General features: G+C 72.3%; 25 protein-coding genes and 1 pseudogene. 12 read left to right on the plus strand and 14 right to left on the minus strand.

Annotated elements, in window-relative coordinates; translation table 11 throughout:
* The 3 genes and pseudogenes from D0D28_RS15455 to D0D28_RS15465 all read right to left on the minus strand — a co-directional run.
* Nucleotides 1–770, minus strand: a pseudogene (locus tag D0D28_RS15455) (CoA transferase); the annotation flags it as partial.
* On the minus strand, nt 757–2,526 hold the full coding sequence (locus D0D28_RS15460) for an acyclic terpene utilization AtuA family protein (RefSeq protein WP_116111023.1): 1,770 nt from the start codon (nt 2,524–2,526) through the stop codon (nt 757–759). The pseudogene D0D28_RS15455 and the gene D0D28_RS15460, both read right to left, overlap by 14 nt.
* A gap of 61 nt (nt 2,527–2,587) precedes the next feature.
* Nucleotides 2,588–3,208, minus strand: coding sequence for a TetR/AcrR family transcriptional regulator (locus D0D28_RS15465; protein ID WP_094007934.1), 621 nt, complete (start codon nt 3,206–3,208; stop codon nt 2,588–2,590).
* Between the two features lie 75 nt (nt 3,209–3,283).
* Between D0D28_RS15465 and D0D28_RS15470 the strand changes: the two genes are divergently transcribed.
* The gene (locus tag D0D28_RS15470; RefSeq protein WP_116111024.1) at nt 3,284–4,105 is read left to right on the plus strand and encodes an oxygenase MpaB family protein; all 822 of its coding nucleotides are present in this window, start codon (nt 3,284–3,286) and stop codon (nt 4,103–4,105) included.
* 46 nt (nt 4,106–4,151) lie between these two features.
* On the opposite strand, the gene D0D28_RS15475 is transcribed toward D0D28_RS15470, so the two are convergent.
* Nucleotides 4,152–4,610: an Lrp/AsnC family transcriptional regulator gene (locus D0D28_RS15475; RefSeq protein ID WP_116111025.1), complete on the minus strand. Its 459-nt coding sequence runs from the start codon at nt 4,608–4,610 to the stop codon at nt 4,152–4,154.
* 93 nt (nt 4,611–4,703) lie between these two features.
* On the opposite strand from D0D28_RS15475, the gene D0D28_RS15480 reads away from it, so the two are divergent.
* Nucleotides 4,704–5,537, plus strand: a complete 834-nt coding sequence (locus D0D28_RS15480; protein ID WP_116111026.1) for an LLM class flavin-dependent oxidoreductase — start codon at nt 4,704–4,706, stop codon at nt 5,535–5,537.
* A complete protein-coding gene (locus tag D0D28_RS15485) occupies nt 5,537–5,965 on the plus strand; it encodes a nucleoside deaminase (protein WP_116111027.1) in 429 nt (142 codons plus the stop codon). The genes D0D28_RS15480 and D0D28_RS15485 overlap by 1 nt, the downstream gene beginning before the upstream one ends.
* Here D0D28_RS15485 and D0D28_RS15490 read toward each other — a convergent pair.
* Genes D0D28_RS15490 through D0D28_RS15500 form a run of 3 tightly spaced genes read right to left on the minus strand, consistent with a single transcriptional unit; the run spans nt 5,956 to nt 8,113 of the window.
* Entirely contained in the window at nt 5,956–7,080 is a 1,125-nt protein-coding gene (locus tag D0D28_RS15490; RefSeq protein WP_116111028.1) for an MAB_1171c family putative transporter, read from the minus strand. The two genes, D0D28_RS15485 and D0D28_RS15490, sit on opposite strands and share 10 nt — an antisense overlap.
* 25 nt (nt 7,081–7,105) lie before the next feature.
* Nucleotides 7,106–7,609, minus strand: coding sequence for a hypothetical protein (locus D0D28_RS15495; protein ID WP_116111029.1), 504 nt, complete (start codon nt 7,607–7,609; stop codon nt 7,106–7,108).
* 57 nt (nt 7,610–7,666) lie between these two features.
* Nucleotides 7,667–8,113 carry a hypothetical protein gene (locus tag D0D28_RS15500; protein WP_116111030.1) on the minus strand — a complete coding sequence of 149 codons (447 nt, stop codon included), beginning with the start codon at nt 8,111–8,113 and terminating at the stop codon, nt 7,667–7,669.
* 347 nt (nt 8,114–8,460) lie between these two features.
* Between D0D28_RS15500 and D0D28_RS15505 the strand changes: the two genes are divergently transcribed.
* A complete protein-coding gene (locus tag D0D28_RS15505) occupies nt 8,461–9,537 on the plus strand; it encodes a Gfo/Idh/MocA family protein (protein ID WP_116111031.1) in 1,077 nt (358 codons plus the stop codon).
* Between the two features lie 50 nt (nt 9,538–9,587).
* Nucleotides 9,588–10,844, plus strand: a complete 1,257-nt coding sequence (locus D0D28_RS15510; RefSeq protein ID WP_116111032.1) for an ROK family protein — start codon at nt 9,588–9,590, stop codon at nt 10,842–10,844.
* Nucleotides 10,845–10,994: 150 nt separating this feature from the next.
* Here the strand turns inward: D0D28_RS15510 and D0D28_RS15515 are convergent, their stop codons facing one another.
* The 3 genes from D0D28_RS15515 to D0D28_RS15525 are packed head-to-tail and all read right to left on the minus strand — an operon-like array spanning nt 10,995 to nt 12,321.
* Nucleotides 10,995–11,195 (minus strand): cold-shock protein, encoded by a 201-nt coding sequence (locus tag D0D28_RS15515; RefSeq protein ID WP_094007944.1) that lies wholly within the window; start codon nt 11,193–11,195, stop codon nt 10,995–10,997.
* A 29-nt stretch (nt 11,196–11,224) separates the two neighbouring features.
* Nucleotides 11,225–11,428, minus strand: coding sequence for a hypothetical protein (locus tag D0D28_RS15520; protein ID WP_094007945.1), 204 nt, complete (start codon nt 11,426–11,428; stop codon nt 11,225–11,227).
* Nucleotides 11,425–12,321: an acyl-CoA desaturase gene (locus D0D28_RS15525; protein ID WP_162830566.1), complete on the minus strand. Its 897-nt coding sequence runs from the start codon at nt 12,319–12,321 to the stop codon at nt 11,425–11,427. Before D0D28_RS15525 ends, D0D28_RS15520 begins: the two co-directional genes overlap by 4 nt.
* Before the next feature lie 218 nt (nt 12,322–12,539).
* Between D0D28_RS15525 and D0D28_RS15530 the strand changes: the two genes are divergently transcribed.
* From D0D28_RS15530 to D0D28_RS15540, 3 genes are all read left to right on the plus strand, one after another.
* A complete protein-coding gene (locus D0D28_RS15530) occupies nt 12,540–13,634 on the plus strand; it encodes a glycosyltransferase (protein ID WP_116111033.1) in 1,095 nt (364 codons plus the stop codon).
* Nucleotides 13,635–13,678: 44 nt separating this feature from the next.
* A complete protein-coding gene (locus tag D0D28_RS15535) occupies nt 13,679–13,921 on the plus strand; it encodes a DUF2630 family protein (RefSeq protein WP_094007948.1) in 243 nt (80 codons plus the stop codon).
* A 176-nt stretch (nt 13,922–14,097) separates the two neighbouring features.
* Nucleotides 14,098–14,712 (plus strand): FMN reductase, encoded by a 615-nt coding sequence (locus D0D28_RS15540; protein WP_116111034.1) that lies wholly within the window; start codon nt 14,098–14,100, stop codon nt 14,710–14,712.
* Here D0D28_RS15540 and D0D28_RS15545 read toward each other — a convergent pair.
* Genes D0D28_RS15545 through D0D28_RS15560 form a run of 4 tightly spaced genes read right to left on the minus strand, consistent with a single transcriptional unit; the run spans nt 14,696 to nt 19,057 of the window.
* The gene (locus tag D0D28_RS15545) at nt 14,696–15,856 is read right to left on the minus strand and encodes an acyl-CoA dehydrogenase family protein (protein WP_116111035.1); all 1,161 of its coding nucleotides are present in this window, start codon (nt 15,854–15,856) and stop codon (nt 14,696–14,698) included. The genes D0D28_RS15540 and D0D28_RS15545 overlap by 17 nt on opposite strands.
* Before the next feature lie 14 nt (nt 15,857–15,870).
* Entirely contained in the window at nt 15,871–17,373 is a 1,503-nt protein-coding gene (locus tag D0D28_RS15550) for a 3-hydroxyacyl-CoA dehydrogenase (RefSeq protein WP_116111036.1), read from the minus strand.
* Nucleotides 17,370–18,125 carry a CoA-transferase subunit beta gene (locus D0D28_RS15555; RefSeq protein WP_094007952.1) on the minus strand — a complete coding sequence of 252 codons (756 nt, stop codon included), beginning with the start codon at nt 18,123–18,125 and terminating at the stop codon, nt 17,370–17,372. The genes D0D28_RS15550 and D0D28_RS15555 overlap by 4 nt, the downstream gene beginning before the upstream one ends.
* The gene (locus tag D0D28_RS15560; protein ID WP_094007953.1) at nt 18,122–19,057 is read right to left on the minus strand and encodes a CoA transferase subunit A; all 936 of its coding nucleotides are present in this window, start codon (nt 19,055–19,057) and stop codon (nt 18,122–18,124) included. The genes D0D28_RS15555 and D0D28_RS15560 overlap by 4 nt, the downstream gene beginning before the upstream one ends.
* 108 nt (nt 19,058–19,165) lie before the next feature.
* Between D0D28_RS15560 and D0D28_RS15565 the strand changes: the two genes are divergently transcribed.
* The 4 genes from D0D28_RS15565 (at nt 19,166) to D0D28_RS15580 (ending at nt 22,355) form a co-directional block, all read left to right on the plus strand.
* A complete protein-coding gene (locus D0D28_RS15565; RefSeq protein ID WP_116111037.1) occupies nt 19,166–20,065 on the plus strand; it encodes a LysR family transcriptional regulator in 900 nt (299 codons plus the stop codon).
* A 107-nt stretch (nt 20,066–20,172) separates the two neighbouring features.
* On the plus strand, nt 20,173–21,483 hold the full coding sequence (locus D0D28_RS15570) for an MFS transporter (RefSeq protein WP_116111038.1): 1,311 nt from the start codon (nt 20,173–20,175) through the stop codon (nt 21,481–21,483).
* Nucleotides 21,484–21,497: 14 nt separating this feature from the next.
* The gene (locus D0D28_RS15575; protein ID WP_094007956.1) at nt 21,498–21,956 is read left to right on the plus strand and encodes a MaoC family dehydratase; all 459 of its coding nucleotides are present in this window, start codon (nt 21,498–21,500) and stop codon (nt 21,954–21,956) included.
* A gap of 186 nt (nt 21,957–22,142) precedes the next feature.
* Nucleotides 22,143–22,355: a hypothetical protein gene (locus D0D28_RS15580; protein ID WP_240323218.1), complete on the plus strand. Its 213-nt coding sequence runs from the start codon at nt 22,143–22,145 to the stop codon at nt 22,353–22,355.
* Nucleotides 22,356–22,430: the final 75 nt, after the last annotated feature.

A 22,430-nucleotide genomic window follows, 5' to 3' on the forward strand; every position in this document is an offset into this window, starting at 1 on the left:
GCAACGACCGCAGCAGCCCGGCCCACCCCCGCGCCGGCGATGACGTGCCCCATCCCCAGCGCCCGCACCCCGGACAGCGGATCCTCCGCCGCGCCAAGGGGTTCCGGCGCGCTGTCGCCGATCTTCGTGATCTCCACCAGCGGCAGGTCCGCCAGCACCTGGCGGTAGTGCGGTTCGGCCATCAGCTCCGCGGGCGTGCGCAGCATCGGCAGCACCGCGCCCGCCGTGACCGCCGCGTTCTCCAGGTCCCGGCCCCGCCACTTCGCGATCGCCGCGGCGACCGCCTCGGTGTCGTCGGGCACGCCGAGCAGCTTCTGCGCCGCCAGCTTGATCTTCGGGTACGGGTTGAGCGGCATCACCCACTCGTCGTCCGCCGTGCGGTAGAAGCGGAACCCCAGCGCCTGTGACGGGTTCGCCGGGGTGCTCGCCGGATACCCGTTGAGCAGCTCCCACTTCCGGTCGTAGAACGGGCACAGCCGGTGCGGCGCCACGCGCAGGTCGACGCCGATGTCCTGCCCGTCACCGCCGCGCAGCCGCCACAGCTTCGCGATCGCGGCGGACTTCGCGGCCAGCGCGATCGCCGCCGACCCGCCCAGCCGCAGCGTGCTCGGCACCACCGGGTCCGCACCGCGGAACGTGATCGCGCCGCCGGTGTCGGCCGGGCTCATCCCGATCCCGGCCAGCACCTCGGCCAGCTCGGCGTGCGGGTCGAACTCGTCGCTCGTCGCGGGGTTCGCCACGGCCGCGGTGATGCGCTCAGTCAGCGACATGGTCGAGCAGCTCCTCGGGGATCAGGACGTGCTTGGCGCGCAGGTACTCGCCGACGGCCTTGCCGACCTGATCGGTGCGCAGGTTAGCGGACCCTCCGGTGCCCAGCAGGCCGCGCAGGACGAAGTGGACGGCCCGCAGGTGCGGGAACTCGTGCCGGACGATGTCGAGATCCCCGGTCTCGGGCAACAGCTTGCGAAGCTCCGCTGTGGACAGTGCCTGCCGCAGCCACGGCCAGGCCCGCTCGTCCGGCACCCAGACCCCGACGTTGCTGTTGCCTCCCTTGTCACCGCTGCGGGCGTAGGCGACGGTGCCCAGCGGCGCCTTGCGCGCCCGCTCCGGCAGCGGCTGCCCGGCCGGTTCGGGGTGCACCGGCTGCCCCCGGCCCGGCGCGGTGGGCGGCGGGGCGATCGGCAGCGTGCGGCCGTCGTCGAGGACGACCCGGTGCGGCACCTCCGACATCGGCAGCAGCGCCGGCCAGTAGTCGATGCGCGGTTTGCTGCGCGAGGTCAGCCCGGCGCCGCCGTCGTGGTAGAAGCCCGGGATGCTCTGCAGGTACAGCGATCCCAGCCGGCCGGCCAGGTTCAGCTTCGCCAGCGGCTCCGGGGTCGCGGCCACGGCCATCACGCGCACCGCGACGGTGGCGTCCCACTGCGTCTCGGGGTCGGTGGCCGCGGTGCCCAGTCTGGTGATGTCCAGCTCGACACCCTCGGGCACCTCGCGGGTGATCTGCGCGCGCAGCAGGGCGACCTTCGCGTCCACGTCCGGCGCGGTGACGTAGACGGTGTTGACCAGCGTGTGACCGATCGCGGCGAACACCGCGACCTTCGTGGTCGGCGGGGGAGGGGACCCGGTCGCGCCGGTGACCTCGACCCGATCCGGTCCCGCCGCGGCCAGCCGCACGGTGTCCAGGTGCACCGTGACGTCCGGGTTGAGGTAGCGCGGGCCCTGGATCTCGTAGACCAGTTGCGCGGTCACGGTGTCGACGGTGACCGCGCCGCCGTGCCCGGTGTGCTTGGTGATCACGCTGCTGCCGTCCGCGGCGACCTCGGCGATCGGGAAGCCCGGCACCAGCATGTCCGGGATGCGCGTGAAGCCGGCGAAGTTGCCGCCCACGGCCTGCGGACCGCATTCGATGACGTGGCCCGCGGTGACCGCCCCCGCGAGCGCGTTCCAGTCGTCGGTGGCCCAGCCGTGCCACCACGCGGCCGGTCCGGTGACCAGTGACGCGTCGGCGACCCGGCCGCACACCACGATGTCGGCGCCCTCGGCGAGCGCGGCCGCGATGCCCCAGCCGCCCAGGTAGGCGTTCGCGGCCAGCGGCTCGTGCCCCCAGGACGCCAGCGGCGCGCCGGTGTCCAGGTTCTCCAGCCGGTGCCCGGCCTCGGCGTACTCGCCCAGCCGGGACAGCACGTTGTCGCCCTCGACGTGCGCGATCCGCAGCGGGACGCCCTCGTCGGCGGCGACCTTGCGCAGCTTCTCCGCGAGCGCGGCGGGGTGGAAGCCGCCCGCGTTGGTCACGACCTTCACGCCTCGCTGCGCGATCGCGGCCAGGTGCGGGCGGATCTGGCCGACGAAGTACTCGACGTAGCCGCGTTCGGGGTCCCGCCGGTAGCCGGTGGCCAGTGCGGCCAGCGTGACCTCGGCGAGGTAGTCGCCGATCAGCACGTCCACCGGATCGCCGCTCATCGCCTCGTCGATCGCCGTGTAGCGATCCCCCAGATAGCCGGAGAAGTTCGCGATCCGGACAGCGGTCATCGGCGGCACCTCCCGTGGTTCCCCCGACCATAGCTCATTAGCGATCGTTAGGTAACGGTCGTCAGGCGATCTTCGACACGGCGAGGAAGACCTCCGTGCAGTGCTCCACCAGGTCCTCTTCGGACAGTTCGAGCGAGCCGTCCAGCCACGACGTCAGCGCCTGGGAGAGCCCGCCGACCAGCATCTCGGCGAGCAGGTCCAGCCGCGGGGTGGAGGGCATGCCGTAGAACTCGCGGGCCTGCAGGCCGAGCAGCCCGGCGAACCACCGCGCGGACGCGGCGCGCCGCTGTGCCAGGACGGTGTTGTCGAGGGTGGGGGAGAAGAGCAGGAAGCCCTTGCGCGGGTCTTCGGCGATCGCGCGGACCAGGCGGCTCAGCCCGGCGTGCGTCTTCGCGCGGGCGTCGCCGGGTGCGGACTCGACGGCCTCCAGGGTCGTCGCCGCGATGCCCTCGACCACCGAGTCGTACACCGCGACGGCCAGCGCGTCCCGGTCGGCGAAGTTCTCGTAGAAGTAGCGCGCGGCCAGCCCGGCCTGCCGGCACACGCCGCGCACGGTCAGGTTGCGGTCGCCATCGCGCGCGCCGAGCAGTTCCAGGCCGGCCTCGATGAGCTGGGCGCGGCGCTCGGCCTGCCGGTCCTCGCCGGCGACGCCGCCGTAGGTGCGCAGCGCTGACGTCTCCATGCCCCCATCTTGACAGGTGTGGTGGGGCCGCGCTGGAATATCTGCGAACGGACGTGAGCAGATCGGAGACCGGCGATGACCGCCACAGCCGCCCCCACCCGCCTCGGCGACGCGGTGATCGGGGCCGGTCTCCTGGCCGGCAGCGCGAACGTGATCATGCAGCTCGCGCACCCGTCCGTGGGCTACGGCGTGTACGAAAGCCGGGTGGACAGCGGGAACCTGTTCAAGCACCCGGTCAAGCGGAGCCGGACGACGGTGACCTACCTGGCTGTCGTGGCGCTGGGCACCGACGAGGAGCGCGCGGCGTACCGGAAGGCCGTCAACGTCGCGCACGCGCAGGTCCGCTCCACCGGGTCCAGCCCGGTGTCCTACAACGCCTTCGATCCGAAGCTGCAGCTGTGGGTCGCGGCCTGCCTGTACCGCGGGTTCGAGGACGTCTACGAGGCGTTCGTCGGGCCGCTCGCCCCGGAGCGGGCCGAGGAGATCTACCGGCATTCGTCCGTGCTCGGCACCACGCTGCAGGTCACGGAGGACATGTGGCCGGCCGACCGGCAGGCGTTCGAGGAGTACTGGACCGGGGCGCTGGCGGAGATCTCGATCGACGACACGGTGCGCGAGTACCTGATGGGGGTCGCCGACCTGAAGTTCCTGCCCGGGTTCGTCAGCCGCGCGCTGGGGCCGGTCAACCGGTTCGTCACCACCGGCTTCCTGCCCGGCGTGTTCCGGGAGCAGATGAAGCTCGGCTGGACGCCGCGCGACGAGCGCCGGTTCGACCGGCTGCTCAAGGCGATCGGCCTCGCGGTGCGGCTCTCCCCGCGCCCGGTGCGTGAGTTCCCGTTCAACGCCTACCTGTGGGACCTGCGACGCCGCCTGCGCACGGGCCGGCCGCTGGTCTAGCCGCGGCGGCGCAGGCCGCGTGGGTTCCCCAAGTGGCTTCACCGTCCTAGCCGCGGCGCGGTGGTCCGGACGGGCCGCGTGCCGGGAGCGTCCGCCGGTACACCACGTTCGTCGTCGTGCTGCCGAATTGCGCCAGCTGGTCCGCGACCTCCTCCAGGTGGTCCATCGAGGCGGCCGCGACCTTCAGCGTGTAGCAGTCGTCGCCGGTGGTGCGCAGGCACTCCAGGATCTCGTGGCGCGCGCCGAGCAGCCGGTGCAGCGGCTCGTGCCTGCTGCCCGGGTACTTCAGCCGCACCACGGCGAGCACCGGGTAGCCGACCTTGCCGAGATCGACCTCCGCCCGGTACCCGGTGATCACCCCCGCCGCCTCCAGCCGCTTGACCCGTTCGGTCGTCGCGGACGCGCTCAGGCTGACGCGGCGGGCCAGCTCGGTCAGCGGCACCCGCCCGTCCGCCTGCAGTTCGGTGAGGATCGCCCAGTCGGTCGCGTCGAGAGTCTCGGTCATGACCCGAAAATACCGGCAGATCCACGGCGGACGGGGCACAAGTCCGCAAGGAATCCCTGTGCCGCCCGGTGATCTCTGCCTAACCTGGACGTCGTGAAAATCGGTGTGAACATCCCGAACTTCGGCCCCGGCACGGATCCCGGCGTGCTCCGCGACTGGGGCCGGACCGTGGAGGGACTTGGTTTCGACCTGCTGATGATGTCCGACCACGTGGCGATCACGCCGGACGTGGCCGGCCAGTACCCGGCGCCGTTCTACGAGCCGTTCACGACGTTGTCCTGGCTGGCGGGGGTGACCGAGCGGATCCGGCTCGGCACGACGATCCTCGTGCTGCCGTACCGCCACCCGCTGCTGACCGCGCGCATGGCCGCCAACCTGAACGCCCTCAGCGGCGGCCGGCTGGTGCTCGGCGTCGGGGTCGGCTGGGCGCGTCAGGAGTTCGAGGCGCTGGGGGTGCCGTTCGAACGGCGCGGCGCGCTGACCGACGAGTACCTGGACGTGCTGCGCGAGGCGTGGGCCGATCCGGGCTACCGGGCGGGGCGGATCCCGTTGTGGATCGGCGGGAACAGCGCGGCCGCCCTGCGCCGGGCCGTGCGGCTGGGCGAGCCGTGGCACCCGCTGCGGTTCGGCCTCGGCTGGTTCCGCGAGGCGCTGGGACGGCTCAAGGCGATCGCCGACGACGCCGGACGGCCGGTGCCCGCCCTGGCGCCGCGGATCGCGTTGCGCCTGACCCGGGAACCGGTCACCGGCGAGCGGCTCGCAGGCGAGGGCACGATCGAGCAGATCGTCGCCGACCTCGCGGAACTGCGCGCACTGGGCGCCGAAACCGTGGTGCTCGACCCGTTCGGGGGCGACCCGGCGGAAACGTTGCGGCCCCAGGCCGCCTGGCAGGCGCTGGCGACGGTCCGCGCCCAAATGGAGGATTGATGTCCGACGAGAAGTACCTGCGGCGCGCGATCGAGCTGGCCGCCGAAGCCCGGGCCGCGGGCAACCCGCCCTTCGGCTCGCTGCTGGTCGGCCCCGACGGCCGGATCCTGGCCGAGGACCGCAACACCACGATCACCGACCGGGACATCTCCGCGCACCCCGAGCAGAAACTGGCCCGCTGGGCGGCGCGTGAGCTGGACCCGGAGACGGCGGCGGGCACCACGATGTACACCAGCTGCCAGCCGTGCGGGATGTGCACGGGCGCGCTGGCGCGGTCCGGTCTCGGGCGGGTGGTCTTCGCCCTGTCGGGGGAGCAGCTGGAGAGCCTGAGGGAGCCGACCGCGCCGGTCGTGGTGCGGCCGGTGCCGCAGGAGGGCCCGTTCCTGTTCGACGAGGCGCGCGTGCCGGTGGACGGCTACTACCGCTGACCGTCCGGAATGGAGCCGCTGGCGGGCTGGAAGGAGCGCACCAGCGCGGAATCCCGGTGCTCGGCGAGCGTGAGGGCGAATCCGACCTCGTCGGCCCACTCCTCGCCCGAGCAGTCCGCGCCCGGCGGGGGCGCCGCGCGCGGGGGTTCGCCGCGCTCCTTCGCCGCCTCCGCCAGGGGAAGCCAGCAGGCCGTGGCGAGGGCTTCGCTGCCCGCGTGGACCCGGGCCGCCTCGATCGTGCCCGGGTCCACGTAGTCGCGCAGGACCAGGACCGCGTCACGGATCTCGATCACCCGGCGGTACAGCCGCAGGTCGCTGGCCCACCGGCCGCTCTCCGGCAGGTGGACCTGTGGCACCGCCGTCACCAGGCGGCGCCACAACGGTTCCAGGTGGCGCAGCGTCCGGCGGTCGCCCGCGGCCCGGTGCAGCCGCAGCAGCTGCGGCAGTGCCGTGCCCAGCGCCATGACCCACGCCGTGATCGCGACGTTGAGCGGGGCCGCCGCCCCCAGCCACGGCGACCGGGTGACCAGGTAGGCGGGCACCACCAGGCCCCAGAAGACGGTCGAGGAGGCGAACCCGGTGGCGAGCACGTACAGGCCGGCCCGGAGCGGACGGGTGGTGGCCCGCCGCCCGTAGCGGGCGCACAGGATCGCCGCGGGACCGGTGCCCAGCACGTGCGCGAGGCACAGCAGCGACCAGAACAGGCCGAACCACGGGACGTCGGCGGAGGTGAGGCAGGCCGGCGCGGGAGCGCCCGAGTTGATCAGCAGCAGCGCGGCGCTGACCAGGGCGGCACCGCCGTAGACCAGCAGGGGGCGGCGGCTGGCGGTGGCGGCCAGGACGAAGTCGAGGATGAGCGCGGAGCCGACGACGCCCCAGACGCTCACCACGATGCCGCAGCCGCCGCCCGGCCCGAAGGCGCGGTCGACCAGGCCGGCGACCGGTTCGAGGACGAGGGTGATCGAGGTGGCGAGGCTCGCGATCGCGATCAGCATGCGCCGCCGCGGGGGTGCCCGCCGGGCGGCGGGCGCGCGGATCACCAGCGTCACCCACAGCACGAGCGTCCCGGCGGCCAGGAGGTGCGTGCCGCCGCTCTCCAGCGCCGCGGGGCTCACCGCGCACCCCGGCGCAGCTGGCCGCTCACTCCCACGTTCCCCGCAGGCCGAGCGCGGTTTCGAACTCGCCGAGCGCCCCGGTCGTCGTCCAGGTCGCGCGGGCCTGCGCGGCGGTCCGGATGAGGCTGGCGACCAGCTCGGCCTCCTGCTCCTCCTCCGTGGTGTACCCGGTGCGGGTCAGCAGGCGCTCGATCAGCTCCGGCGACAGGTCCGGCAGCACCCGCGACAGCGGATGCCCCGTGCCGTCGCCGGTGTGGTCGCACAGCAGGTGGCCGATCTCGTGCAGCACGATGTGGTCGCGGTGCACCCGGCTCGTCTGCTCCTCGACGTAGATCACGTCCGCCGACGCCAGCCGGATCCACGCCCCGCACGCGGCGGCGCCGGACCCCGGCGGGAGCGTGCGCACGTGGATCGGGCGGCCGCGCCGCGCGGCGAGGGCGTCGACCAGCGCCGGCACCGAGAACGGCCGGGGCAGCGGCAGGCCGGCCACCAGGGCCTGGCACCGCCGCAGGTCGCGTCGCGTCACCATCGCTGCCGTCACCTCCGCTCGGGCGGGTCTGCGAGCGGGCGCGGCACCTGCCCCGGTCTACGCGCCCGGCTCGTCGGCCGGGTGCTCGGCCGGCGGCCCGAGCCGCTCGATCTTGCGGGCCTCGGTGACCATGGCCAGCAGCGCGTCCAGGGTATCGTCGGACAGCCCGTCCGCGCGCAGCGCGATCGACCGGACCTTGTGGTTGCGCAGCGCCTGCGCCAGCTCGAGCTGGGCGTCCACGCGGGAGGTCACCGCGTCGTCGAGGAAGTAGTCGGGCGGCACGCCGAAGAACGCGGCGAGCGTGCCCAGCGTCTCCTGCGTCAGGTTGCGCTTGCGGCCGCTGGCCAGTTCCCACAGGTACGTGCTCGACAGGGTCGCCCCCGTGCGCTCGCGGATCTGCGCCGCCAGCTTCGCGTATCCGGGCCTGCCCTCGGGGTAGAGGGTGGTGATCAGGTGCGTGATCTTGGCGGCGAGCGAGCCGCCCTCCTGCCCGCCCTGGTCCATGCGGTTCCTCGTGCTCGAAGGTGGTCGTCCGCTTCGGCGGACGGCAGTCATTGTCAATCAGCCGCAGGCCGTTGACAAACCGAGGTGTCCTGCACCTATTCTGGCCCAGGTCATCCGCTACAGCGGATGCGCGGCCGGCGGGGCCTGGGGGCTCGCCGGCCTTTTTCGTGTCGAGATCCGTTCAGCCTGCACACCCCGCCCCGAAGCGGCTATGATGGTGGAGGCGTCGTTCTCCCAGTGACCCCCAGGCTGGTCGAGGACGACGCCCCTTTTTGCGACTTGACTTATGTTCATGGTATGCATTAGATGATTTCAGTAGTGCAGAAGACCTGCTGACAGGGGGAGAAGTGAGCGAGCCGTTGCGGGCCGGGATCATCGGCGCCGGGTTCATCGGAGCCGTACACGCCCGTGCGGTGCGCACGCTGGGCCAGGACCTGGCCGCGGTGGCCGCGTCCACGCCCGCCCGCTCCCGCGCGGCAGCGGCCGAGCTGGGCGCCCGGTCGGCCGTGGACAGCGCGGAGGAGCTGGCCGCCGCCCCCGGCATCGACGTCGTGCACATCTGCACCCCGAACGCCCTGCACGCGCCGCTGACCCGCATCGCGCTGGACGCGGGCAAGCACGTCGTCCTGGAAAAGCCCGTCGGCATGAGCGGCGCCGAGGTCGCCGGCCTCGTCCGGCGGTGGCGCGACACCGACCGCGTGGTCGCCGTGCCGTTCGCCTACCGCTTCTACCCGGTGGTGCGCGAGGTGCGGGAGCGGGTGCGCGGCGAGCGGATCCGGCTGATCCACGGCGTCTACCTGCAGGACTGGCTCTCCCGCGACAGCGACACGAACTGGCGGGTGCGGTCCGAGCTGGGCGGGCCGTCGCGCGCGTTCGGCGACATCGGGGTGCACTGGTGCGATCTGGCGGAGTTCGTCACCGGACAGCGGATCGCGCGGGTGCACGCGGTGCTGCCGCGGGTCGTGCCGGTGCGGGCGGGCGCCGAGGTGGACACCGAGGACGAGGCGCTGCTGCAGTTCGAGACCGAGCAGGGCGTGTTCGGGTCGGCGGTGATCAGCCAGATCTCGCCGGGGCGGCGCAACCAGCTGCAGCTGCGGATCGACACCCCCGAGGTCGAGTACGCGTTCGACCAGCAGGAGCCGGAGATCCTGTGGATGGGCCGGCGCGACGAGACGCGGGTCCTGCACCGCGGCGACCCCGCCCTCGGCCCCGACGCGACGTCCCGCAACCTCGTCCCGGCCGGCCACCCGCAGGGCTACCTGGACTCCTTCACCGGCTTCATCGCCGACACCTACGCCACGATCCGCGGCGAGAAGCCCGAGGGCCTGCCGACGCTGGCCGACGGCGCCCGCGCCACGGCGATCACCGAGGCGGTCCTGAGCTCCGCCACGCGCCGCGACTGGGTGGAGGTCACGCCCGGCTGACCCCGGGCCTGGTACGAATTTCCGGGTTAGTGCGAGCGAAGGGAACGCGCGTGACCGCAACCATCCCGTCCGACCAGCTCGACGATCTGGTCCTGGTGCTCGATCTGGTGCGCTCCGGCGCCGCGCGGACCCGGCCGGAGCTGGGCAGGCGGTCGGGGCTGGGGCGGACCGTCATCAGCCAGCGCGTCGGTCACCTGATGCGCGCCGGGCTGCTGGAGGACGGCGAGCTGGGGCCCTCCAGCGGCGGACGCGCGCCGCGGGAGCTGCGGTTCCGCTCCGGCGCCGGGGTGATCCTCACCGCCGAGCTGGGCGCCACCAGCATCAGCGCCGGGCTCACGGACCTCGCCGGGACCCTGCTCGCCCAGCGCACCGAGGCCTCCGACGTCGCCCGCGGGCCGGAACCCGTGCTCGCCCAGGTCGGCGCGCTCTTCGACGACCTGCTGGCCGCCCGGCCGGGCGCCGAGGTGTGGGGGGTGGGCATCGGGCTGCCGGGCCCGGTCGAGTTCGCCACCGGGCGGCCCAGCGCCCCGCCGATCATGCCGGGCTGGGACGGCTACCCGGTGCGCGACCACTTCGCCCGGCGGCACAGCGCGCCGGTGTGGGTGGACAACGAGGTCAACGCGATGACGCTCGGCGAGTTCCGGGCGGGCGCGGCGGCCGGGGTGCGGGACTACCTCTACGTCAAGATCGGCACCGGGATCGGCGCCGGGCTCATCTCCGGCGGTCACCTGCACCGCGGCAGCCAGGGGTGCGCCGGCGACGTCGGGCACACGGCGGCCCGCACCGACACGACGGTCGTGTGCCGGTGCGGCAACATCGGCTGCCTGGAAGCGCTTGCCGGCGGCGCGGCACTGGCCCGGGACGGCGAGACGGCGGCGAAGGACGGCACCAGCCCGATCCTGGCCGAGCGGCTCGCCGGGAACGGTGTGGTCACCGCGGAGGACGTGGCGTGGGCGGCGCAGAACGGCGACCGGGCGGCGCTCGAACTGATCCAGCGCGCCGGGCGGCTGATCGGCGACCAGCTGGCGATGCTGGTGAGCTTCTTCAACCCGTCGCTGCTGCTGATCGGCGGCGGCGTGGCCGGCGCGGGCGACCACCTGCTCGCCACGATCCGCGAGGTGATCTACGGCAGGTCCCTGCCCCTGGCGACGCGGGACCTGCGCATCGCGCGCTCGTCGCTGGGCGACCAGGCGGGCGTGGTGGGCGCCGCGTTCATGGTGCTGGACGAGCTGTTCACGCGCGACCGCCTGGCGAGGTGGATCGACGCGGGCACCCCGGCGGGGTTGCCGGACCTGACGGCGGCGTGATCGCGACGGCGATTTTGCGTCCGGCCGGTTCGAGCCGGACGGAAATGCCGGGGGCCGTGGCGATCGGCACTTGCCCGGCGAGCGGTGTGCTGCAACGGCAACGGGCCGGTCCCCCGGATGGGGAACCGGCCCGTTGAGCAGTCGTGCGTGTCAGACGATGCTGACGCGGCTCGCCTGGGGGCCCTTGGCGCCCTGCGTGATCTCGAAGGTCACCTGCTGGTTCTCTTCAAGGCTGCGGAAGCCGTTGCCGTCGATCTCCGAGTAGTGGACGAAGACGTCCGGTCCGCTCTCCTGCGCGATGAAGCCGAAGCCCTTTTCGGCGTTGAACCATTTGACGGTGCCCTGTGTCATGCGTTTCTCCTTGATATTTTCTCTAACAATCAGAGCGCGGAAGCCGCGCCCTTCGTGGTCAGCCCGAGCATGGCGAGCAGCTCGCGGCAGTCGTGGACGTCCAGCGCGTGGTCGGCGACCGTGCGCGCCGCACGGTGGTTGGCGATCGCCTCGTCCTGGGCCATCCGGGCGCGTGCCTCGGCGATCGGGCCGCTTTCGGGTCGCGGCGGGGAAGCGTGGCGAGCCCAGGTCATGACGATCCCTTCGGTGGTGCGGATTTCACGGCCAGCCTCGCCAGCCGCTGCTCGGTGGGCCAGCGCACCTGCCAGGCCCAGCCGAGACGTTCGAACGCCCAGATCACCCGGGCGGACACGTCGATCTGCCCGCGTCGCACGCCGTGGCGGGCGCAAGTCGGATCGGCGTGGTGGGAGTTGTGCCACGACTCGCCCATGGACAGGATCGCCAGCGGCCAGAAGTTGGCCGAGCGGTCCCGGCTGGCGAACGGGCGGTCACCGATCATGTGGCAGATCGAGTTCACCGACCAGGTCACGTGGTGCTGGAACGCCACCCGCGCCAGCCCGGCCCACAGGAACCCGGTGAGCGCGCCCCACCAGGACATCGTCGCCAGCCCGCCGATCAGCGCCGGCAGCAGCACCGACAACGAGACCCACAGCGGGAACAGCCGGTCCACCGCGCGGATGTCCGGGTCGGCGGCGAGATCCGGGGCGAACCGGTCCACATTGGTCCGGTCGCGGCCGAACAGCCAGCCCATGTGGGCGTGCCAGAAACCCTTGGCCAGCGCGGCCGGCGAGGTGCCGAACAGCCACGGCGAGTGCGGATCGCCCGCGCGGTCGGAGAACGCGTGGTGACGACGGTGGTCGGCCACCCACCCGATCACCGGTCCCTGCGCCGCCATGCTCCCCGCGATCGCCAGCGCGATCCGAAGTGGACGGTTCGCGCGGAACGCGCCGTGGGTGAAGTAGCGGTGGTAGCCGATGGTGATGCCCAAAGTGGACACCGTGTAGAACGCGGCGGCGACGGCGAGATCGAGCCAGCTCAGTCCCCAGCCCCAGAGCAGGGGAACGGCGGCGATCAGCGCGGCGAAGGGGATGATCAGGAACGCCCGGATGACCACCATCTCGGTCATCGACGCTTGTTCCGACAGCAGGGGCTTGGTCTTCCGGTCCGGGACAACGGGAGCCGAAGAGGTCAAGAAGGAACTTCTCTCGTGGAGGATCAACCACGATGGGCCAACCGAAGGGAACGAAACCGGCCCTGTGCCAGCCTGCGAGAATCTCCCGACAAGACCGACTCTACCCCATCGGATCCGGTCCGTCACGGTCACCGCGTGGGAAACTGCCGTTCATGATCATCGTCGCGGCGGTCGCGCTGCTGGCCTGGCTGTGGCTGGCCGCGACCGGCTTCTGGCGCACTGACCAGCGGTTACCGCCCCGCCGGGAGCCCGCCGCGTGGCCGTCGGTGGCGGTCGTGGTACCCGCGCGCGACGAGGCCGCGATCCTGCCGGAAACACTTCCGGCACTGCTCGCCCAGCGCTACCCGGGACCACTCCGGATGATCCTCGTCGACGACGGCAGCGGCGACGGCACCGCGGACGTCGCCCGCGCCCTGGGCGGTGAGCGGCTCACCGTCACCGCACCGGGTGAACGCCCGCCCGGCTGGACCGGCAAGCTGTGGGCGCTCGCGCACGGCGTCGCCCAGGCCGGCGAGCCCGACTTCCTGCTGTTCACCGACGCCGACATCGCCCACGGCCCGTACTCGGTCGCCGCGCTGGTCGCCTCCGCCGACGGCCGCGATCTGGTGTCCCAGATGGCCCGCCTGCGCACCCGCACCCGCTGGGAACGGCTGATCGTTCCCGCTTTCGTGTACTTCTTCGCGATGCTCTACCCGTTCCGGTGGGTCAACGGCCCCGGCCGCACCGCCGCGGCCGCCGGGGGCTGCTGCCTCGTGCGGCGCACCGCGCTCGAGCGGGCCGGGGGCCTGGCCGCGATCCGGGACGCGCTGATCGACGACGTCGCCCTCGGCCGCGCCATCAAGCGCGCCGGAGGCCGCATCTGGCTCGGACTGGCCGGGGACGTGCGCAGCGTCCGTCCCTACCCCACGCTGCGCTCGCTGTGGGACATGATCGCGCGCAGCGCCTACGCCCAGCTGCGGCACTCCCCGCTGCTCCTCGCCGGCACCGTGCTGGGCCTGGCCGTGGTCTTCCTCGCGCCCCCGGTGCTGACCTTCGCGGCCACCGGCGCTGTCCGCGTGCTGGCCCTCGCCGCGTGGGTGCTCATGACGGCGACCTTCGTCCCGATGCTGCGCTACTACCGGCAGCCGTGGCTCGCTGCGCCCCTGCTGCCCGTCACCGCGACGCTGTACCTGCTGATGACCGTCGGCTCGGCGGTGCGGCACTGGCGCGGGCTCGGCGCGACCTGGAAGGGGCGCAGCTACGGGTGATCGCGGGTACGGTCTGAAGCGGTGACCGGAACGAGGAGGGAACCATGGCCGACCAGGACATCATCGCCAACATCGACAAGCTGATCGCCGAGGAGCACGAGCTGCGGTCGCGGTCGGTCGGCGGGGGCCTGAGCGAGGAGGACCGGGCCCGGATGCGCCGGGTCGAGGAGCAGCTGGACCAGTGCTGGGACCTGCTCCGGCAGCGCCGGGCCGCGCGCGAGTTCGGCGAGGACCCCGACAAGGCGCAGGCCCGCCCGGTCGGCGAGGTCGAGTCCTACCGGCAGTAGGTCACGCCAACGCAGGACTCGCGTGCGTGAGCGTGGGACTCGCGCGCATGAACGCAGGACTCGCGTGCGTGAGCGTGGGACTCGCGTGTGTGAACGCGGGACTCGCGGAATACCCGCCCTGCCCGGGCCGTTGTGCCAGCTAGTTGAACGCACAACTACCTGAGCAGGGTGAGTCCATGTCCCGCACACTCGTGGTCGTCTCGGCCGGTCTGAGCAGTCCCTCCTCGACGCGGCTGCTGGGCGACCGCCTGGCCCAGGCCGCGGCCCGCGAGACCGGCGCCGGCGGCGAGGTCGAGGAGCTGCGCGACCTCGCCGGCGACATCGCGAACAACCTGGTCACCGGCTTCCCCAGCCCCAAACTGGCCGGCGCGATCGAGACGGTGACCCGCGCCGACGGCCTGATCGTCGTCACGCCGATCTTCAACGCCTCCTACAGCGGCCTGTTCAAGTCGTTCTTCGACGTCATCGAGGCCGGTTCGCTGCGGGGCAAGCCGGTCCTGATCGCCGCGACCGCCGGCACCGCCCGGCACTCGCTCGCGCTGGAGTTCGCCCTGCGGCCGCTGTTCGCCTACCTGCGCGCCGACGTGATGCCGACCGCCGTCTTCGCCGCCGCCGAGGACTGGGGCAGCTCCGACGGCCCGGACGGCGACCTCACCGCCCGCATCGAGCGCGCCGCCGGTGAGCTGGCCACGGCGATGGGCGGGCGGCCCGCCGCCGCGCCCACCGGTGAGGACGAGTTCGTCCCCTTCGACCAGCAACTGGCCCGGCTGGGCATCACGTCATCGCGTTGACGCCGGTCAGGTCCCGGCCGATGATCAGCTTCTGCACCTGGCTGGTGCCCTCGTAGAGGGTGAGCACGCGGGCGTCGCGCACGTACTTGCCGACCGGGTACTCGTCGATGAACCCGTAGCCGCCGAACACCTGCAGGCAGTTGTTCGTCACGCGCACCGCGGTCTCGCTCGCGTGGTACTTCGCGGCCGAGGCGTCCGTGGCGTACTCCTTCGGCTTCATCCCGGCGTCGGCCATGCGCGCGACCTGGTGGGTGAGCAGGCGGGAGGCCTGCACGTCCACCGCGGCGTCCGCGAGCAGCTCCTGCACCAGCTGGAACGAGGCGATCGGCTTGCCGAACTGGTCCCGCTCGGTGGCGTAGCGGGTGGCCGCGTCCAGGGCGGCCTGCGCCACGCCGACCGCGCCCGCGGCCACCTCGATCCGGCCGCGGGACAGCGTGCCGAGCGCGATGCCCAGGCCCTTGCCGACCTCCCCGAGCCGCGCCGAATCGGGCACGCGCACGTTGTCGTAGGTCAGCTCGGCGGTCGCCTGGCCACGCAGGCCGAGCTTGCCCTTGATCTCCCTGGCGGTGAACCCGGGGGAGCCGGTGGGCACCAGGAACGCGGTGATGCCGGTCTCGCTGGTGCGGGCGAACGTGAGCGCGACCTTGGCCCAGGTGCCGTTGGTGATGAACATCTTGCTGCCGTTGATCACCCAGTCGCCGCCGTCGCGCTCGGCGCGGGTGCTCAGTGACCCGGCGTCGGAGCCGGTGCCCGGTTCGGTGAGGCCGAAGCAGCCGAGCGCCTCACCGCTGATCAGCCGCGGCAGCCACTCCTGCTTCTGCTCCTCGGTGCCGTGCGCGGCGATCGTCTTCGACACCAGGCCGAGCGACACCGACACGATCCCGCGCACCGCCGAATCGCCGCGGCCCAGCTCCTCGGTGACCAGCACGTAGGACAGCATGTCGGCGTCCACCCCGCCGTAGCGCTCGTCCAGCGTCAGCCCGAGGAACCCCAGTTCCCCGAGCCGCCGCACCACGGACTGGTCGACGTGCTCGGTGCGGTCCCACTCGCGCGCGTTGGGCGCGATCTCGGCGTCGACGAACTCCGCCGCCATCCGGCGGAAGTCGCGCTGGGTCTCGGTGAGCCCGAAATCCCGTGCCAGCATGGCTCTTCTCCTTCTCAGACGTCTTCGGGCGCGGTGCCGGCGGCGGTCAGCGGCAGGCCGAGCTGGGCGCGCTCGGTCAGCCACCGCGTCGGCCGGTAACGCGGGTCGCCGGTGGCCTCGTGCAGCGCGCGCTGCAGCGTGAGCAGCCGCGACGGGCCCACCACGTCGCCCCAGGCCAGCGGCCCGCGCGGGTAGCCGAGCCCGAGCCGCACGCCCAGGTCGATGTCGTCCGGCGCGGCGATGCCCTGTTCGGCGATCGAGGCGGCGACCGACACGATCGAGGACACCAGCCGCTGCGCGACCCCGCCCTCGACGTCCCGCACCACCGAGACCGCCTTCTCGCCACGAGCCAGCACCGCGCGCGCGTCGCGGGCCGCGGCCGGGTCGGCGGCCGGGGTGATCGCCAGCACCCGGCGGCCGGTCCGGATCGACAGCGGGTCGACGCCGAACGTCCGCTCCGGCGGCAGGCCCTGCGCGGCGATCGCGGTCGCGACCGTGGTGCCCCACGTCGTGACGAGCGCGACCGCGTCGCCGGTGAGCGTGCCGGTGACCTTCGCCCCGGCCTCGGTCAGGGCGGCGCGCAGCTCGTCGTCGTCCGTCCACACCGGACGGTCGGCATCGCCGGTGATCGGCTTCTCCGCGGGCTTTTCCGCCCCCTCGGTGTAGTCGAACCAGCCCTGCTTCGTCTTGCGGCCGTGCAGGCCCGCCGCGACGCGGTTCGGCGTGAGGAACGACGCGCGCAGCCGGTCGGAGAAGCGGAACCCGGCCCAGATCGACTCGATCACCGTCGCGGTGACGTCCAGCCCGGTGAGGTCCATCAGCTCGAACGGGCCCATCTTCAGGCCCAGCACGTCCCGCGCGATGCGGTCCAGCTCGGCCGGTCCGGCGACCTGGCGCTCCAGCAGCGCGAGCGCCTCGGTGACCAGGCCGCGCCCGGCGTGGTTGATCAGGAAGCCCGGCGTGTCCGACACGACCACCGCGCTGTGCCCGGTCTCGCGGACGAGCGCGGAGACGCTGTCCACGACATCGGGCCGGGTGCGGGCGCCGGGGATCACCTCGACGATCTTCATCAGCGGCGCCGGGTTGAAGAAGTGCAGGCCGACCAGGCGGGACGGATCGGACAGCCGGGCGGCGATCTGCGTGACCGGCAGCGACGAGGTGTTGGTGGCGAACACCGTCGTGGCGGGCAGCGCCTTCTCCAGGTCGGTGAACAACGCGGCCTTGGTGTCCAGGTCCTCCCGGATCGCCTCGATCACCAGGTCCGGCTCGCCCGGCTGGGCGGGGGAGTCCAGTGGCACCAGCCGTGCGCCGATCGCGGCGGCCTCCTCGGCGGTGCTGCGGCCCTTCCGCACGGCCCGGTCGAGCATGCCGCGGACGAACTCCACGGCCTCGCCGACCGATTCCGGCCGGGCGTCGGCCAGCTCCACGGTGTGCCCGGCGGTCGCCGCCCACTGGGCGATCCCGCGGCCCATCACCCCGGTCCCGACGATCCTGATGCGCACGGTTCTCTCCTTCATCGCAGATACACCCGCTCCGGGTCGACATCCTCGCGCAGCAACCGTAGTTCGGCCTCGCTCGGCGGTGCGATCACCGTCACGTCGCCGGCGACCTTCAGCGGCCAGCCGGTGGCTTCGCGCGCCTGCTCGACGGTGGCGCCGGGGTGCAGCGCGACCAGTTCCAGCTCCTCGCCGGGGCCGCCGCGCGCGAGGATGCCCAGCTCGGTGATCACCTTCGTGACGCCGAGCCCGGACGGCCGCACGCCGTCGGCGAGCGCGCGGTCCGGGCCGGGGGAGGTGCAGAAGTCCAGCTCGTCCACAAAGGACCGCGGGTCGTGGCGGCGCATCACCACGAACACCTCGCGGGAGTTCGCCATGACCTCCATCGCGCCCCCGGGGCCGGGCAGCCGCACCTTCGGGGAGTGCCAGTCGCCGATCACCGACGAGTTCAGGTTGCCCCAGCGGTCGATCTGCGCGGCGCCGAGGAACCCGACGTCGATGTGCCCGCCCTGCAGCACGTACCCGAACAACGCGGGCATCGACAGCACGGCCTCGGCGCCGGTGATCAGCACCGCGTCGGCGATCGTCTCGGGCAGGTGCGAGGGGTGCGCCCCGCACACGCCGGATTCGTAGACGATCTCCAGATCGGGTGCCACGGTCAGGTGCGCCAGCGACGCGGCCAGCGTGGGCAGGCCGATCCCGGCGAACACCGTGCGCTTGCCCGCCAGCTCGCGGGAGGCGACGACGGACAGGACTTCGCTCGACGTGGTCACTTCTGCAGCCTCCGTCCGTAGTTCACCGGTTCGCTCCAGGCTTCGCCGACGGCGAGGCCCGCCCAGGACTCCGCGCCCAGCTTGGCGACGTACTCGGCGTGGTCGGCGGTGCCGTGCACCCACTCCGCCATCCACGCGGCCAGCTTTTCCTTGTCCCTGCTGATGCCCGACCACGCGCGGTAGAAGGCGTTGTCGCGGTCGTAGTAGCCCTGCGCGAACGACGGGTGCGCGCCGCGCGGGACCTCGACCACCGCGTCCACGGCGTGCGCGGGCACGACCGTGCGGTTGGGGTCGCTGCGGATCACCTCGTCGGCGACGATCTCCTCGACCACCACGATCGCCTTCTCCGCGGCGTACACCGCCTCGGCCTGGATGCCGGTCAGGCCCCAGATCTGGGTGTTGCCGGCCCGGTCGGCGCGCTGGGCGTGGATGATCGTGACGTCCGGGTTGACCGGCGGGACGACGTAGATCTGCTCGTCGCCGTAGGGCGAGGCGACCTTGCGGATGTCCGGGTTGACCCGCGGCAGGTCGGAGCCGGCGTAGGAGCGCAGCGGGTAGAACGGCAGGCGCTGCGCCCCGGCGAGGTAGCGGCAGATCATGCCGTAGTGGCTGTACTCCTCGAACTCCAGCGGTTCGGGGTCGGCGTGCTCGACGCGGCGGCGCAGCTCGCCCAGCGACCCGGCCGAGGAGTTGCCGACGAACGACGACACCAGCTTGCGCACGCAGCCGCCGGCGAGCATCTGGTCGACGACGATGTCCGCGGTCATCCGGACCACCGTGAGGTCGCGGCGGCCCTGCCGGATGATCTCGTGCCCGGCCGCGGTGGGGATGAGGTGCGTGAACCCTTCCAGCGAGACGGTGTCCCCGTCGTGCACGAAGGCCGCGACCGCGTCGCGCAGGCTCATCGTCTTGTCCGGACCCGGGCGGGGCATCGTCGCGCTCCTCGAAGGCTCGTGGGTTGGGGCGGTCTTCACCGTGCCAGGAACATTGATTAGAGTCCAATACCGAATTCGGGTCAGATCAAGACGGAGACGGTAATAATGGAGTTGCGTTATCTGACGTCGTTCCTGGCGGTGGCGGAGGAGCTGCACTTCGGGCGCGCCGCCAAGCGGTTGCAGATGGCGCAGCCGCCGCTGTCCCAGCAGATCCGGCAGCTGGAGAAGGAGCTCGGGGTCCAGCTGTTCGAACGCAACACCCGGTCGGTGCGGCTGACCAGCGCGGGCGAGTCGTTCCTGGGCCCGGTGCGGCGGGTGATGGAGGACCTGGACATCGCGACGAAGGCGGCGCGGGCGGCCGGGCGGGGCGAGTACGGGCGCGTGACGGTGGGGTTCGCGGGGGCGTCGAGCCACGAGAGCCTGCCGCTGCTGACCCGGGCGGTGCGGGCCGCGCACCCCGGGCTGGAGCTGGTGATGCGCGGGCAGACCTACGCCAACGTCGCGCTGGCGCGGGTCGCGGACGGTTCGCTGGACCTGGGGTTCGTGCGGTTGCCGATCACCCAGCCCGGCGTGGCGGCGCGGGTGATCGACGAGGAGGAGATGATCTGCGCGCTGCCGTCGGATCATCCGCTGGCCCGCCTGGACGAGGTGCCGGTGGCGGTGCTGGCGGAGGAGCCGTTCGTGAGTTTCCCGGCCAACGCGGGGTCGAGCGTGCGGGACGCGACGGTGCGGGTGTGCGTGTCCGCCGGGTTCAACCCGCGGGTGGTGCAGGAGGCGCCGGACTCGTACACGATCCTGGCTCTGGTGGCCGCCGGGGTCGGGGTGACCCTGACACTGTCGTCCTGCCAGCACATCCAGCAGACGGGGCTGGCGTACCGGCGGCTGGCCGGCGAGCCGGTGCGGTTGCAGGCCGCGCTGGCCTGGCGGCCGGACAACCCCTCGGCGGCGTTGCGGACGGTGCTGGCCATCGCGGAACAAGCCCTGCCGACGCCCGTCCGCGATTGAGACGATCACCGTCTTGCCGAGGTGCTCATTCGGTATTGGACTCTTCTAGGTCCTGTTTGGCACGGTGTCCAGCAACACGGGATCTCAAGGGAGAGAGAAAAACACGCATGAGCACGGCCACGGCGGCCAGGCGAGCGGGCATCGGGTCGTTCATCGGCTCGACCATCGAATGGTTCGACTTCTACATCTACGGCACCGCGTCGGCGCTGGTCTTCGACAAGGTCTTCTTCCCCGAGCTGGACGGCGCGCTGGGCACGCTCGTCGCGTTCGCCACGTTCTGGGTGGGTTTCCTCGCCCGGCCGCTGGGCGGGATCATCTTCGGCCACTACGGTGACCGGCTCGGCCGCAAGAAGACGCTGGTCATCACGCTGCTCATGATGGGCATCTCGACCACGCTGATCGGCGTCCTGCCCTCCTACGCCCAGATCGGCGTCGCCGCGCCGATTCTGCTCATCGTGATCCGCATGGTGCAGGGCATCGGCCTCGGCGGGGAGTGGGGCGGCTCCGTCCTCATCGCCTCCGAGCACGCGCCCAAGGGCAAGTCGATCCTCTACGGCGCGTTCGCCCAGCAGGGCTCGCCCGTCGGCAACACCCTGAGCACGGTCAGCTTCCTGGCGATCAGCCAGCTGCCGGACGACGCGTTCACCTCGTGGGGCTGGCGGGTGCCGTTCCTGTTCTCCGCGCTGCTGGTGATCGTCGGCCTGTTCATCCGGCTGCGGGTGGCCGAATCGCCCGCGATGGCGAACCTCATCGAGAAGAAGGCGGTCGCCAAGCTGCCGTTCACCGAGGTGCTGCGGACCCAGCCGCTGCTGATCGTCCTCGGCATCGGGGCGTGCACCATCGGGCTGTCCGCCACGTACTTCAAGTCGACGTTCGCGCTGTCCTGGGCCACCTCGGACCTCAGCTTCGACAAGAGCTCCTTCCTGACGATCATCCTGGTCGCCAACATCACCCAGATCCTGGTGCAGCCGTGGGGCGCGCTGATCGCGACGAAGATGCGCAGCTGGTCCCGCGCGGTGATCGTGATGCTGGTGCCGGAGATCCTGCTGATGCCGCTGATGTTCCTGTTCATCAGCACGGAGAACTACGCGCTGGCGATGGTCGGCACGGTGATCGCGACCGTCCCGCACTGCCTGTACTACGCGGCGCTGGCCGGGATGCTCGCCAGCCGCTTCCCGGCGAACGTGCGCTACACCGGAATTTCCCTGTGCTACCAGCTGTGCGGCACGCTGCTCGGCGGCACCACGCCGATCGTGGGCCAGTTCCTGCTGAGCCAGACCGGCTCGATCGTCGCCGTGATCGTGTACGCGGTGTTCCAGGTGCTGCTGACGCTGGGCTGCATGCTCGCGTTGCTGCGCAAGCCCAACTACGACGAGCGCGCCGGCGAGGCGTCGGGCGCGCAGGCCGTCGCGGCCTGAGGGGAGTGGCTGCGATGCCGGTGGTGGCGAACGGGATCCCGGAGATCCTGGCCTTGCAGGGGCGCGACCTAGGGTACTCCGCGTGGCGGGAGGTGACGCAGGAGCTGATCGACGCCTACGCCGAGGTGTCCGGGGACCACCAGTGGATCCACACCGACCCCGAGCGCGCCGCGCGGGGCCCGTTCGGCCGCACGATCGCCCACGGGTACATGACGCTGAGCTGGGGCATCCCGATGGTCGCCGAGCTGCTGCAGGTCACCGGCGTCGGGATGGCGCTGAACTACGGCGTGAACAAGGTCCGCTTCCCGGCGCCCGTCCCAGTGGGCAGCCGGGTGCGCCTGCACGCCGAGATCGCCGCGGTGGAGGAGGTCGGCCGCGGCGGGGTGCAGGTGACGCGGAAGTTCACGTTCGAGATCGAGGGGTCCGAGAAACCGGCCTGCGTGGCGGAATCCCTGACGCGCTACTACCCGTAGGACGGATCGCGGAGGCCGTGCGGGAGGTGTGCCGGGACGGGCGTTACGTCCCGATCACCCGCAAGTAGCTCGGCGAACCGTGGATCATCGCCGCCGTGCCCGGTGCCGGCTACCGGATCGCCCACGGGCAGTGCCCACGGATAGGCACGCGGGCTACGCGCCCGGCTGAAACTCCTCCTCGCCGGCGTGATCCTGCTGGGCGTGGTCTGGTTGTTCCTGACGTGGTCCGTGCCGGACCGCGGGCAGCTCATCCAAGCGCTCCTCGAGCTGGCCGCCGAGCTGGGGCTGGAGCGGGTGACGGTGCATTCGTCGTCCCGGGCGGTGGCGGCCTACCGGCGGCACGGGTTCGCGGCCTCGCCGCGGCTGCTGCACGCCGTGCTCGTCCCGCCCGCCCGTTGACCGCGAACGAACTTCACGTTATGGTCCATACCACATGGTCTAGATCAAAGAAGTCCAGGTTCGCCCCAAGGAGCC

Origin of the sequence: Amycolatopsis ruanii (assembly GCF_003385175.1) — a bacterium.
GTDB lineage: Bacteria > Actinomycetota > Actinomycetes > Mycobacteriales > Pseudonocardiaceae > Amycolatopsis_E > Amycolatopsis_E thermalba.